Origin of the sequence: Rouxiella sp. S1S-2, assembly GCF_009208105.1 — a bacterium.
GTDB lineage: Bacteria > Pseudomonadota > Gammaproteobacteria > Enterobacterales > Enterobacteriaceae > Rouxiella.
Window position 1 is genome coordinate 551,167 of the sequence record NZ_WFKL01000001.1, and the last position, 12,575, is coordinate 563,741.

General features: G+C 53.2%; 12 protein-coding genes. 11 read left to right on the top strand and 1 reads right to left on the bottom strand.

From position 1 onward, the window contains the following. Window positions 1-122: 122 nt before the first annotated feature. On the top strand, window positions 123-680 hold the full coding sequence (gene nudE / locus GA565_RS02510; protein WP_152197252.1) for an ADP compounds hydrolase NudE: 558 nt from the start codon (window positions 123-125) through the stop codon (window positions 678-680). Window positions 681-786: 106 nt separating this feature from the next. Here the strand turns inward: nudE and mrcA are convergent, their stop codons facing one another. Continuing rightward, window positions 787-3,342, bottom strand: coding sequence for a peptidoglycan glycosyltransferase/peptidoglycan DD-transpeptidase MrcA (mrcA, locus tag GA565_RS02515; RefSeq protein ID WP_152197253.1), 2,556 nt, complete (start codon window positions 3,340-3,342; stop codon window positions 787-789). Window positions 3,343-3,498: 156 nt separating this feature from the next. Between mrcA and pilM the strand changes: the two genes are divergently transcribed. The 10 genes from pilM to GA565_RS02565 all read left to right on the top strand — a co-directional run bounded on the left by pilM (window position 3,499) and on the right by GA565_RS02565 (window position 12,572). Next, window positions 3,499-4,347 carry a type IV pilus biogenesis protein PilM gene (gene pilM, locus GA565_RS02520; protein WP_152197254.1) on the top strand — a complete coding sequence of 283 codons (849 nt, stop codon included), beginning with the start codon at window positions 3,499-3,501 and terminating at the stop codon, window positions 4,345-4,347. After that, complete coding sequence (locus GA565_RS02525) at window positions 4,344-4,889, top strand: PilN domain-containing protein (protein WP_152197255.1); 546 nt, start codon at window positions 4,344-4,346, stop codon at window positions 4,887-4,889. Before pilM ends, GA565_RS02525 begins: the two co-directional genes overlap by 4 nt. Before the next feature lie 13 nt (window positions 4,890-4,902). Continuing rightward, window positions 4,903-5,796, top strand: coding sequence for a hypothetical protein (locus tag GA565_RS02530; protein WP_152197256.1), 894 nt, complete (start codon window positions 4,903-4,905; stop codon window positions 5,794-5,796). A 30-nt stretch (window positions 5,797-5,826) separates the two neighbouring features. Further along, the gene (gene hofQ / locus GA565_RS02535) at window positions 5,827-7,152 is read left to right on the top strand and encodes a DNA uptake porin HofQ (protein WP_226950894.1); all 1,326 of its coding nucleotides are present in this window, start codon (window positions 5,827-5,829) and stop codon (window positions 7,150-7,152) included. A 363-nt stretch (window positions 7,153-7,515) separates the two neighbouring features. Then, a complete protein-coding gene (gene aroK / locus GA565_RS02540; RefSeq protein WP_055776120.1) occupies window positions 7,516-8,037 on the top strand; it encodes a shikimate kinase AroK in 522 nt (173 codons plus the stop codon). A gap of 56 nt (window positions 8,038-8,093) precedes the next feature. Next, the gene (gene aroB / locus GA565_RS02545) at window positions 8,094-9,182 is read left to right on the top strand and encodes a 3-dehydroquinate synthase (protein WP_152197257.1); all 1,089 of its coding nucleotides are present in this window, start codon (window positions 8,094-8,096) and stop codon (window positions 9,180-9,182) included. 26 nt (window positions 9,183-9,208) lie between these two features. After that, window positions 9,209-10,273, top strand: a complete 1,065-nt coding sequence (gene damX, locus GA565_RS02550; protein WP_152197258.1) for a cell division protein DamX — start codon at window positions 9,209-9,211, stop codon at window positions 10,271-10,273. Between the two features lie 79 nt (window positions 10,274-10,352). Then, window positions 10,353-11,165 carry an adenine-specific DNA-methyltransferase gene (gene dam, locus GA565_RS02555; RefSeq protein WP_055776128.1) on the top strand — a complete coding sequence of 271 codons (813 nt, stop codon included), beginning with the start codon at window positions 10,353-10,355 and terminating at the stop codon, window positions 11,163-11,165. A gap of 26 nt (window positions 11,166-11,191) precedes the next feature. Beyond that, window positions 11,192-11,881 carry a ribulose-phosphate 3-epimerase gene (rpe, locus tag GA565_RS02560; protein ID WP_152197259.1) on the top strand — a complete coding sequence of 230 codons (690 nt, stop codon included), beginning with the start codon at window positions 11,192-11,194 and terminating at the stop codon, window positions 11,879-11,881. Beyond that, window positions 11,874-12,572: a phosphoglycolate phosphatase gene (locus tag GA565_RS02565; protein ID WP_152197260.1), complete on the top strand. Its 699-nt coding sequence runs from the start codon at window positions 11,874-11,876 to the stop codon at window positions 12,570-12,572. Before rpe ends, GA565_RS02565 begins: the two co-directional genes overlap by 8 nt. The last annotated feature ends 3 nt before the right edge of the window (window positions 12,573-12,575 follow it).

The following is a 12,575-nucleotide window of genomic DNA, read 5'->3' on the forward strand; positions in this document are numbered from 1 at the left end:
GTGGTTTAAATCACTTATTGCGGTGCAGGCCGCCAATAACGCACAATGGCTAAATTAGACGCAAAAGCCGTTGGACAGAGTAAAGGTTTACTGCGTAAGGGGATAATAAAATTGGGGACGATATGGATAAGCACCTGCAAAAACCTAAGATCCTGAAAGTAGAAACTGTAGCACGCTCTCGTTTATTCACTATCGAGACGGTTGATCTGGCGTTCAGCAATGGCGTAGAACGCGTGTATGAGCGGATGCGCCCTTCGGATCGCGAAGCCGTGCTGATCGTGCCGATCATTGGCGACGATCTGCTGTTGATTCATGAATATGCGGTAGGCATCGAAGGCTATGAGTTGGGGTTCCCCAAGGGGCTGATTGACCCGGGTGAAACCGTGCTGGAGGCGGCCAACCGCGAACTGATGGAAGAAGTAGGCTATGGCGCGCAGCAGTTTGAAGTGCTGGCAAAGCTGACCATGGCACCGTCCTACTTTTCCAGCCGGATGAACATTGTTATTGCTAAAAGTCTCTATCCTCAGAGTCTGGAAGGTGATGAGCCTGAGCCACTGCCGCAGACGCGTTGGCCGATTGCGCGCATGATGGAGCTGCTTCAACAGCCAGACTTCAATGAGGCCAGAAACGTAAGCGCCCTGTTTTTAGCACGCGACTTTTTGACGCGTCAGGCTGTGTAACGACGAAACGAAGCAGATACCTGAATGAAAAAGCCGGACTGAAATCACTCAGTCCGGCTTTTTTTATCGGTAAACGCGACCGTTGTCTAACGGTCGCATAACGGCATTAGAACAGCTCTTTAGACTGGCCGTTGTCCATAATGGTGGTGCCGACGTCGTGGACCGCATGTTCGGTCGGCTGGGTGCCATCAATGAAGTATTCAGGACGGCTATTGCCCGAACCATCGGCCAGTTTTCCGCTGCGTTTGTCGATGTTCACGGTGACAATGCCAGGAGGCGGGCTAAGCATCTGCTCGGGAACACCTTCCAGAATAGTCTTCATGTAGTCATCCCACGCCGGCTGAGCACTTTTCGCGCCGCCTTCATAGCCAGATAGCTGGTCGTCAATTTCACCCGATGCGGTGGTGCGACCTAAATCACGACGGTGATCGTCAAAGCCGATGTAAACCGACGTCACCACCCCAGGACCATAACCCGAGAACCAGGCGTCTTTGGAGCTGTTGGTGGTACCCGTTTTACCGCCGATGTCGTGACGCTTAAGGTCGCGCCCTGCACGCCATGCTGTGCCCATCCAGCCTGGCTCACCAAAGATGTTGCTGTTAAGCGCATCGTGGATAAGGAAAGAGAGCTGGGTGCTGATAACGTGTGGCGCGTACTCCTGCGCGCTGTCGCTCTGCACCTGGCCCGGCGTTACCTGCTCAAGCTGCGGCTGGGGAACGGTCGCGTTTTTAGACTCTTCAGAGACGGCCACGTTTTCGACGTTGTCGTCTGACAGCACGGCGGTTTTTTGCGAGTTACCGTAAATCACCGGAATATCGCAGGTTTCACAGGCAATACGCGGTTTGGCTTCAAACACCGTGTTGCCTGATTCATCGACAATTTTGGCGATGAAATAAGGGTCTATCAGATAACCGCCGTTGGTCAATGCGGCGTAGCCACGCACCATCTGCAGGGGTGTAAATGAAGCCGAGCCGAGCGCCAGTGATTCTGAATGCACAATGTTTGCAGGCGGGAAGCCGAAGCGTTCCAGATAATCTGCCGCGTAATCTACGCCCATGGCGCGCATGGCACGCACCATCACCACGTTTTTAGACTGGCCCAGACCCTGACGTAAACGAATTGGACCGTCATAGGTTGCTGGGGAGTTCTTCGGACGCCATTCGGTACCTGCACCGGCATCCCAACGGGTGATAGGCACGTCGTTAAGGATGGTCGCCAGCGTCAGTCCTTTGTCCAGTGCCGCGGTATACAGGAAAGGTTTGATGTTTGAACCGACCTGACGCAATGCCTGAGTGGCGCGGTTAAATTTGCTCTGATTGAAGTCAAAGCCGCCCACCAGTGCCTCAACGGCGCCTGTCACGTTGTTAAGAGAAACAATGGCCGAGTTGACCTCAGGAACCTGCCCAAGCCACCAGTCATTGCCCACTTTACGTACCCAGATTTGTTGACCCGCCTGAACCACATCGGCCACTTTTTTAGGGTTGGGTCCCTGGCTGGTGTCGGAACGGAAGGCGCGAGCCCATGACATTCCGCTAAACGGCAGAGTGATGCTGTCGCCGTTAGCCATCGTCGCTGTTGCCTGTGCGCCGTCAATTTGCGTGACAACGGCTGGGAATAGCGGGCCGTAAACAGGCAGCATTTTCAGCGAGTTAACGATTTTTTTCTGGTCCCAAGGCGTTTCGCCCACTTTCCACAGCTGGTTCGACGGGCCACGGTAGCCGTGACGCATATCGTAGGCCATCACGTTGTTGCGCAGCGCGTCCTGCGCGGCCAGCTGAGTTTTGCGCGTAATGGTGGTGTAAACCTTATAGCCATCGTTATAGGCGTTGTCGCCATAACGTTTAACCATCTCCTGTCGCACCATCTCGGTCAGATAAGGCGCAGAGAAGGCAATTTCTGGCGGGTGATAGTTTGAAATCAGCGGAGCCTGACGGGCGTCATCGTACTGTGCCTGAGTGATGTATTTCTCATCAAGCATACGAGACAGGACCACGTTGCGGCGAGACAGCGCACGGTCGTGAGAATAAAGCGGATTAAAGGTCGAAGGCGCCTTCGGCAAACCGGCGATCACCGCCATTTCGCTAAGGGTTAACTGATCAACATTTTTACCGAAATAGACCTGTGCGGCCGCGCCGACGCCATAGGCACGATAACCCAGATAGATCTTGTTGAGATAAAGCTCAAGGATCTCGTCTTTGGTCATCATCTGTTCGATGCGGATAGCCAAAAAGGCTTCTTTGATTTTTCGCGTCAGCGTACGTTCAGGGCTGAGGAAGAAGTTTCTGGCCAGCTGCTGAGTGATGGTGCTTGCACCCTGAGTGGCTCGGCCTGAAAGCAGGGCAACCGAAGCCGCACGGAAAATACCGACCGGGTCGATACCGTGATGCTCATAAAAGCGGCTGTCTTCTGTCGCAATAAATGCGTGCACCATCTCCGGTGGGATTTGGTTCAGCTTTAAAGGAATACGACGCTTCTCACCGTACTGGGCGACTAATTCGCCGTCGGCGCTGTAAACCTGCATAGGCGTTTGCAAGCGAACGTCTTTTAACGTCGCGACGTCCGGCAGCTGCGGTTCGATATATTTGTAAAGCCCATATACCGAGGCGGCTCCCAACACAATGCAACACACTACAAGGATCAATAAATACTTTACGAACTTCACCTGATATTTCCCATTTTATGACATTTGGGCAGTTTATAAACAGCCGCGCGCGCAGTACGGTAGTCGAAGGCAGAGTATAAAAGCAAGCCTGCCACATAGATATACCCATCCAAATTGGAGTGGGTTGTACCCTTAACAACACGGAGGTTGAATAAAATGCGACACTTTGCATGGCAAGTGGGCCTGGATATTCAAAACGGTTACGCCAGAGCTATCGCCGTTCAGCGACGACGTAACGGCTGGCAACTGCGCCATTGGTGGCAGCAGCCGTTGCCGCAGGAGGTCATGCGGCAGGGAATATTACATGAGACTGAGCAATTAATCGCCATATTATCACGCTGGAGAATATGTTTACCCGTAACCATTTCATTAAGGATATGTCTTCCCGCACAGAGAATTATACAGGTTCGCCTTCCCGCTCCTGATAATAGACTACGGGAGCCACATCGTAGCGCTTTCATCCGCACCAGCGCGGCAAAACAGCTGCCGCTGGCGGTAGAGTCGCTGGTGATGGACTATCGGGCCGACTCCTGCGACAGCCAGCAGCTGATTGTTACCGCCGCGCGTCAGGAAGAGTTGACCCAGTGGCAGCACTGTTTGGCGCAGGCCGGTCTTTTTCCTCAGGTCATTGAATTAACGCCTTGCGCACTGCAGTCAGGCGCCTGTGCCGCCGGCCTTCCTGCGGATTCCTTATTGCTGCATCGCCTGAGCAAAGAGTGGCTTTGGGCCTCTCCCCACGGCCTGCCCTTTCAATTTGGCCTGCTGGATGACGACGAAGTGCCTAGCCCGGACGACCTACCCAAAACGCTCGCTAAACAGTATCGGGCAGGCAAACTTTGCGACGGCAACGTCTATTACAGCAGTATTTTCGACGACCCGCCGCCCGAGGGTACGATTGCCTGGTCGCCTTTTGTCGCCTTTGCACAAATGTCACCGCCGCTGCCGCTGCAAACCTCCGCCTTTGCCCTTGCTGCCGGTCTGGCCGTTCGTCCGGCAGATCAATGACGCTGCGCGTCAATCTGCTGGCGTGGCGTGAGAAGCAGCTCGATAAACGTTATCGCTTTTGGCTCACTGTCATTCTTGCCGGGGTGGCTGCCGTAGTCTTGTTGCTGCTGCTGCTGGGTGCACGAGCACAGTGGCAGATTCGCCAGCATGAAATCGATGTCGGCAGATTAAGCGACTATCGCCACGCGCTGAAAACTCGGCTAGAACAGGTCAATGCGTTGAAAGCCGACTATCAGCAAGCTGCAACGTTGAACCGGTTGAGCGAGCAACGGTTTGAGCACAGCGTGCAGTATGTGCAGCTGTTGCAGCATTTATCTACGGCAGTTCCCACGGGCGTTTGGATAAAACAGATGAGCCAAAGCGCGGCCTTGCTCAATCTGGAAGGGCAAAGCCAAGACTACAACCGGATCCTGACGCTCAGTAAAGCATTACGCCTCGAGGCGGTATTGCCTAAGACTCAGCTGCGTGAGGTGAAGCAACTGGCTGACGAAAATCTCTATTTTTCGTTAGATGCCACACTGCGCGCCGTAGAAAAACCATAGAGGATGGGACACAATGCGAACGGAATTTCGCCAACAGGTCAGGCAAATCTTGCAGCGTCCGGACTGGCACATTGCGCTGGGTGTGGCAACAGGGCTGCTTCTCTTTATATCCTCGGGTTATCATTTTGCGCTTTCCGGCCTGCTGCAGTCAGCCACTACACTTCGGGAACAGGCTCAACAGCAGCGGCAGATGATTGAGGTGCAGCAGCGCACGCTATTACGTCAACCCTCACGCGCTGCACTGCAGGCTGAATTGCTCAAAATCGTTCAAGTCGACATGGCAATGCTGCCGCTGCCACAGCGTATTCTTGCGCCACTTAACGCGGCCGGTGGCAGGCTACTGCACTGGATACCGGCATCACCAGAGGCTTCACCACAAAATGCGCTGCGCCAGCGCGGAACCTTTACCCTGCAAATGCGCTATGCTGATCTGTTGCAATTCTTACAGGCGTTACTTGACCACACCTTGACACCGGCGGTGATTGAACACCTGCGCATGACGCAAAGTGCGACGAGTAAACCGCAGGGCGCTTCGCCGCTGCTTGACGTGACGCTGCTGCTGGCGGACTACCGCGGGCAAATAGAAAAGGCGGCGCAGAAGCGGGCGGCCACAATTTTTTCTACTGCGTCCGGCCGAGACCCTTTTTCTCGCCAACAGCGTACTGCTTGTCAGCAGGAAAACCGCTGGCAGGATTTGGCACAGCTCAAAGGCATCTTGGGTAATTCAAACAATTACACCGGATGGTTAATGCTCTCCGCGGGAACGTGGTTTAAAGCCGCGTCGGGGCAAACACTGGCGGACGGGAAATGGCGTATTGACGCGGTGACCAACAAACAGGTGCTTATCAGCCTCGATGACCCGCAGTGCGGGTTACAGCGGCACACATTCACTCTGGCGGAATCATGAACCGCTCAATCCGTCATGCAAGGCAATCCTATGAATCACAATCTAAAGAACAATAATATCAGGCGGGTGTTAGGGCTTGTCGGTCTGATACTGGCCGCAGCGGGCATGGTGAATGCGCACGCAACAGAGCAGCCTAGGTCAACGAAGGTCGCCGACAAAAAACCGCAGTTGCCTATGAATCTCGAATTTTTTGATGCACCGATAAACTTGATCCTGCAGGCACTGGCCGATCATCAACAGGTGAATTTAATCATCGGGCAGGGCGTGGAGGGACGATTGAGCCTGCGGTTAAAGGCGATTGCGTGGCAGCAGGCGATGGACGTGGTAATGCGCATGGGCAAGCTGACCAGCCAGCGACAGGGCAACGTGTTGATGATCTTTCCCGAGTCGGAGCTGCTGCACCAGCAGCAAAAAAAGGCCGAGCAGGCCGAACGGCAAAAATTGGCACGCCCGCTAGTGAGCACAACGTTGGCGCTAAAGCACGCCGACGTTACGACGGTGGCTGCGCAGCTTAATGCTCAAAAGGGCAGCTTGCTCTCACCGCGGGCGATAGTCAGCGCCGATTTACGCACCAACCAACTGCTGATCCGCGATGCACCGTCGGAGCTGAAGAATGCGCAGGCCTGGGTCGAGGCGATGGACTTGCCTATTCAGCAGGTTCAGCTCGCGGCGCACATTGTGACCATGAACAGCGACAGCCTGCGCGAGCTGGGCGTGCGTTGGGGGATAAATCGTCCGTCAGAGGCGGTGAAATCGTCGCTGGTGGGGGACGTGAGCATTGGGCAGGCGGTAGAAAACCCGATTCTCAGCGCCGGTTTTACGCTGGCGCGCATCGGAGAAAGGTTGCTGACACTTGAACTGAGCGCCCTGGAACAGCAGGACCAGGTTGAAATCATCGCCAGCCCGCGTCTGATGACCGCTAATATGCAAACCGCGAGCATCAAGCAGGGCACTGAAATACCTTATCAGGTGTCGAGCGGTGCCAGCGGCAGTACATCTATCGAATTTAAGGAGGCAGTGCTGGGCATGGAGGTCACACCCAAGATTTTACCCAATGGCGCCATCACTCTGGCGCTGCAAATAAGCCAGAACATGCCGGGGCGTAAAATAAAGCAGGCGGAGGGGGAAGCGCTGTCGATTGATAAGCAGGAAATTAAAACGCAAGTCACGGTGAAAGACGGCGAGACATTGGTATTAGGCGGTATTTTTCAGCAACAGGGTATAAACACAGAGAATAAAGTACCGGGTTTAGGCAATATTCCCTTGATAGGTGGGCTGTTTAAACAACAATCTATGCATGACCAACGTCGCGAATTGGTGATTTTTATCACCCCAACGTTAATCAACAGCCAATAAGCAGCAAAAGTTTGGGTATACTGTCTGACTGAAACCGCACAATAACGTTGAGCGTATGCAACTTTTTGTGTCTTGAAAGGCTTCTGAGTTTGACGCTGCGGCAGATTTAGCTTACAAGGGTTACCGAATTGAGCACCGAGATTTTTTTAATGCCAGCGCGCCGATAAAAACGTATGGTTTCCCTCCTGCGGAGCGCTAAGTAGTTACATGTAGTTTATTCGGTTGCCAAACTACCAGGAGTGTTGAGATAATTTTCATCTGATCTCGCACTATCGCTCATGAGGTTTCAGTTTAGGTCCCGCCGCTGATGTGATTGGCGGGGCGGGTTATCATCAACGAATTGTCTTAGTAATACCGAAAAACATGGCAGAGAAACGCAATATCTTTCTGGTTGGGCCTATGGGTGCCGGCAAAAGCACTATTGGTCGACAGTTAGCTCAACAACTCAATATGGAGTTTTTTGACTCCGATCACGAAATTGAGCGACGTACCGGAGCTGATGTGGGCTGGGTATTTGATTTGGAAGGTGAGGAAGGATTCCGCGACCGCGAAGAGAAAGTGATCAACGAGCTCACCGAAAAACAAGGCATCGTTCTGGCAACTGGTGGCGGATCCGTGAAATCACGTGAAACGCGTAACCGCTTGTCAGCCCGCGGCGTCGTCGTATATTTAGAAACTACAATTGAAAAACAGCTGGCACGTACTCAACGTGACAAGAAACGTCCTTTGTTGCAGGTGAGTTCTCCGCCACGTGAAGTGCTTGAAGCACTTGCGGCAGAGCGCAACCCGCTGTACGAAGAGATAGCGGACGTGACAATCCGTACTGACGACCAAAGCGCCAAAGTTGTTGCTAATCAAATCATTAACATGATTGAAAGCAATTAATTTTGGTATTCCACCATAGCCTGAGGGTGTAAGTTAAGAAGGTCATTGAGCACGACATGGAGAGGATTACTGTAACGTTAGGGGAACGTAGTTATCCCATTACGATTGCCGCCGGATTGTTTAACGATCCGGCTTCTTTTATGCCTGTAAAGGCGGGTGATCAAGTCATGCTGGTTACAAACCAGACATTGGCACCTCTCTATCTGGACAAAGTTCGTTCAGTGCTGGAGCAGGCAGGCGTTCGTGTTGATCAGGTGATTCTGCCTGATGGCGAACAGTACAAATCCCTGTCTGTTCTTAATGAAGTTTTTTCGGCGTTACTGGAAAAACCTCATGGTCGTGATACCACGCTCATCGCGCTTGGCGGCGGTGTTGTGGGTGATTTGACCGGCTTTGCTGCGGCTAGCTATCAACGTGGTGTGCGCTTTATACAGGTGCCCACCACGCTGCTTTCTCAGGTTGACTCTTCCGTTGGGGGCAAAACTGCCGTCAACCATCCGTTAGGCAAGAACATGATTGGGGCATTTTATCAACCTGCTTCGGTCGTGGTCGATGTAGACTGCCTGCGTACTCTGCCAGCGCGTGAACTTTCTTCTGGTCTGGCAGAGGTTATCAAATACGGCATTATTCTGGATGCCGATTTCTTCGTTTGGCTCGAGAACAACCTCGATGCACTGTTAGCGCTCGATATCACCGCGCTTTCTTACTGCATTCGTCGTTGCTGCGAGCTGAAAGCCGAGGTTGTGGCCGCTGATGAGCACGAACACGGCATGCGTGCCTTGCTCAATCTGGGTCACACCTACGGCCATGCTATTGAAGCTGCAATGGGCTATGGCAACTGGCTACACGGCGAAGCCATCGCCGCCGGCATGGTTATGGCCTGTTATACCGCGCATCGTCTTGGTCAGTTCAGTCTGCAGGACATCGAGCGTGTGAAGTCTTTGCTGGTACGCGCAGGCTTGCCTGTCAGCGGCCCGCAGGAGATGACCGCCGAGTCTTATCTGCCACACATGATGCGCGATAAAAAAGTATTGGCCGGTGAGTTGCGCCTGGTTCTGCCAACGGCAGTGGGGCAATCTGAAGTGCGCAAAGGCGTACCTCATGACATGGTGTTGGCCTCGATTGAAGATTGCCGGGTGCCTTGAAATTCAGACGGGTTGGAGGATTTTAGATGGACGATTTAACACCGGAAGACGATCTTAAGCCAGATACCAGCGACCGCCGCCCACAGCGCTCGCGTAAACAGTCTTCGCCTGCACCAAAGCTTGCGGTATCCCGTCAGTATTTAATGATTGGTATTGGCATTATTGTGCTGCTGCTGTTGATTCTGGGGATCGGCTCTGCGCTGAAGTCTCCGGCTCAAAATAACGCTGCTGCGCCTTCTAACGGGCCGAAAGATATTAATCTTTCTGGTTCGAGCAGTGATGCGTCAACCGCGAGCAGCACGCCAGCAACGCCTAATGCTCAGACACCTTCGTCTGCGACTCAGTCTGATGCCAATGCGTCTTCGCAGCCGAAAAGCATCGGTCTGCCGCCTATTTCTTCTACCCCGACGCAGGCTCAGCCTCAGGCCGATAACGGTCAGAAAGAGCGCGTAGACCTGCCGGGCGATATTAACGATGCGCTTTCCCAGCAGCAGGGGCAGGTTAACGCCGCTGCTCAGGATGGCATTAATGCGGGCAATCAGTCTCTGACCTCATTACCAACGGCACCGGCTACTATCAACAGCAGCCTTAAAGGCCGCGCGCCGGCCGCAGTGACACCGCGTCCTGCACACCGCACGCCGGAAAAAACCACCGCCGTTGAACATCGCACCGAACGTCGTACCGAACACACTACGCCAGCCAGAAAGCCAATTGCCAAGGCCGCGGAGCCTGTGCGTAAGCCTGAAATCAAAGGAGAAGCAGAGCATCATGCCGCTGCTCCCGCAAGAACGAGCGTCGAGTCGGGCAGCGCTGCCGCGCTGAAATCTGCACCAGGTAGCCATTTTACCCTGCAGCTTAGCGGTGCATCGCAGGCTAACTCTTTGAATACTTTTGCTCGTCAGCAGGGGCTTAAAAACTACACCGTCTATCAGACCGCACGCGATGGCAAACCCTGGTTTGTATTAGTCAGCGGTAACTATGCGTCTTCTGCCGAAGCAAAACGCGCGATAGCCAGTTTACCTGCCGACGTTCAAGCGAAAAAACCGTGGGTTAAGCCTGTACATCAAGTACAGCAAGACCTTAAAAAATGAATCTGATCTGTACGCGATGTGCTGTCTAAAACAGGGTACAATCCGCGGCTGTGAATTGTATAAGTAGCTAACTGACGGCATGAAGAAGAACCGCGCTTTTTTAAAATGGGCTGGTGGTAAATATCCGCTGGTTGATGACATCAAACGTTATCTGCCAGCGGGAGATTGCTTGATTGAGCCTTTTGTTGGTGCGGGATCTGTGTTTCTTAACACTGATTATGAAGCCTATATTCTGGCCGACATTAACAACGATTTGATTGCGTTGTACAACATCGTAAAATTGCGTCATGTAGAGTTCATTCGTGACGCAAGAGAGCTTTTTACTCCAGAGTTTAATCAGTCCGAACGGTACTATCAGCTCAGGGCAGAGTTCAATGCCAGCACTGACAGTTACCGTCGTTCGCTGCTTTTTTTATATCTTAATCGCCATTGTTACAATGGACTTTGTCGCTACAACCTCAGTGGATCGTTTAATGTGCCTTTTGGGCGCTATAAAAAACCTTATTTCCCCGAGGACGAATTGCATTGGTTCTCTGAAAAAGCACAGAATGCACAGTTTGTGTGTGAACATTACCAGCAAACTCTGTTGAAAGCTGAAAAGGGTTCCGTGGTGTATTGCGACCCGCCGTATGTGCCGCTTTCGGCTACGGCGAACTTTACCGCTTACCACACCAACAGCTTTAGCATGACTGACCAGAAAAACCTCGCCCGAATGGCCGAGCAACTTTCCTTGGAGCAGCGTGTGCCGGTATTAATATCGAACCACGATACTGAATTGACCCGTGACTGGTATGCCTCTGCGGTGCTGCATGTCGTGACCGCAAGACGCACCATCAGCAGTAACATATTGCAGCGCAGCAAGGTAACCGAGCTTTTGGCTTTGTATAGCTAACTAAACGTAAAGCGTAGGAGATGCGGATGAAAAAGTTTTTGATTGCTCCATCCATTCTTGCGGCTGACTTTGCCCGCCTGGGTGAAGACACCGTCAAGGCATTGGAAGCAGGCGGCGACGTGGTGCATTTCGATGTCATGGATAATCACTATGTACCGAATCTGACTATCGGTCCAAACGTCTGCCAGTCTTTGCATAAGTATCTGCAAGACAAAGGGATTAATAAACCGATTGACGTTCACCTGATGGTGATGCCGGTCGACAGTCTGATCCCACAGTTTGCCGAAGCAGGTGCGACCTACATTACTTTCCATCCTGAAGCCACGCTACACGTTGACCGTACTTTGCAACTCATCAAATCACATGGCTGCAAGGCAGGACTGGTGTTTACGCCAACGACCCCGCTGAGCTATCTAGACTACGTGATGGACAAGCTCGACGTGATTCTGCTGATGTCGATTAACCCAGGCTTTGGTGGACAGACCTTTATTCCCGCCACGCTCGATAAACTGCGCCAGGTGCGCCAGCGCATTGACGAAAGCGGCTACGACATTCGCCTCGAAATCGACGGCGGCGTAAAAATCGACAATATCGGTGAAATTGCGGCTGCCGGCGCCGACATGTTTGTTGCCGGTTCGGCTATCTTTAGCCAGCCTGACTACCGCACAGTGATCGACAGCATGCGCAGCGAACTGGCTAAGGTTTCCCATGAGTGAGACTCTTTCCCCGCAGGGTGTCGCTTTTGACCTCGACGGCACGCTGGTTGACAGCGCGCCGGGCCTGGCAGAGGCGGTAGACCGCGCACTGGAAGACGTTGGGCTGCAAAAAGCGGGCATAGCGCGCGTCAGCACCTGGATTGGTAACGGTGCCGACGTCATGGTAGAGCGCGCGGTGCGCTGGGCCGAAGGTGATCTCAGTCCCGCATTCTGTCTGAGCGTACGTGACAAATTTGACCATTACTATGCCGAGACCGCCGCCGGTGGCAGCAAACTCTATCCGCAGGTAAAAGAAACGCTGCATGCGCTCGCGGCGGCAGGTATTCCGCTGGGCCTGATAACCAACAAGCCGACGCCTTTTGTTGCGCCGCTGCTGGTGTCGTTGGGTCTTGACGGTTTATTTTCCCAGGTGCTGGGCGGTGACGACGTGGTGCAAAAAAAACCGCATCCCGCTCCGCTGTACCTGATGCTGGCCAATTTGGGCCTGCGTGCCAGTGAGCTGGTGTTTGTGGGCGATTCACGCAATGACATTCAGGCGGCGCAGGCGGCGGGTTGTCAGTGTGTGGGCATGACCTACGGTTATAATTACGGTGAAGACATCGCGCTGAGTAAACCCGACCGGGTTCTCGAATGTTTTGCCGACCTTTTGCCCACCTTAGGGCTACCCTCTTTAAAGGATCAGGAAGCTTAAAAA

What these genes read in the sequence shown, in the direction of transcription:
- nudE (WP_152197252.1), top strand. Translation starts at nt 123, where the DNA reads ATGGATAAGCACCTGCAAAAACCTAAGATCCTGAAAGTAGAAACTGTA.
- pilM (WP_152197254.1), top strand. Translation starts at nt 3,499, where the DNA reads ATGCGACACTTTGCATGGCAAGTGGGCCTGGATATTCAAAACGGTTAC.
- GA565_RS02525 (WP_152197255.1), top strand. Translation starts at nt 4,344, where the DNA reads ATGACGCTGCGCGTCAATCTGCTGGCGTGGCGTGAGAAGCAGCTCGAT.
- GA565_RS02530 (WP_152197256.1), top strand. Translation starts at nt 4,903, where the DNA reads ATGCGAACGGAATTTCGCCAACAGGTCAGGCAAATCTTGCAGCGTCCG.
- hofQ (WP_226950894.1), top strand. Translation starts at nt 5,827, where the DNA reads ATGAATCACAATCTAAAGAACAATAATATCAGGCGGGTGTTAGGGCTT.
- aroK (WP_055776120.1), top strand. Translation starts at nt 7,516, where the DNA reads ATGGCAGAGAAACGCAATATCTTTCTGGTTGGGCCTATGGGTGCCGGC.
- aroB (WP_152197257.1), top strand. Translation starts at nt 8,094, where the DNA reads ATGGAGAGGATTACTGTAACGTTAGGGGAACGTAGTTATCCCATTACG.
- damX (WP_152197258.1), top strand. Translation starts at nt 9,209, where the DNA reads ATGGACGATTTAACACCGGAAGACGATCTTAAGCCAGATACCAGCGAC.
- dam (WP_055776128.1), top strand. Translation starts at nt 10,353, where the DNA reads ATGAAGAAGAACCGCGCTTTTTTAAAATGGGCTGGTGGTAAATATCCG.
- rpe (WP_152197259.1), top strand. Translation starts at nt 11,192, where the DNA reads ATGAAAAAGTTTTTGATTGCTCCATCCATTCTTGCGGCTGACTTTGCC.
- GA565_RS02565 (WP_152197260.1), top strand. Translation starts at nt 11,874, where the DNA reads ATGAGTGAGACTCTTTCCCCGCAGGGTGTCGCTTTTGACCTCGACGGC.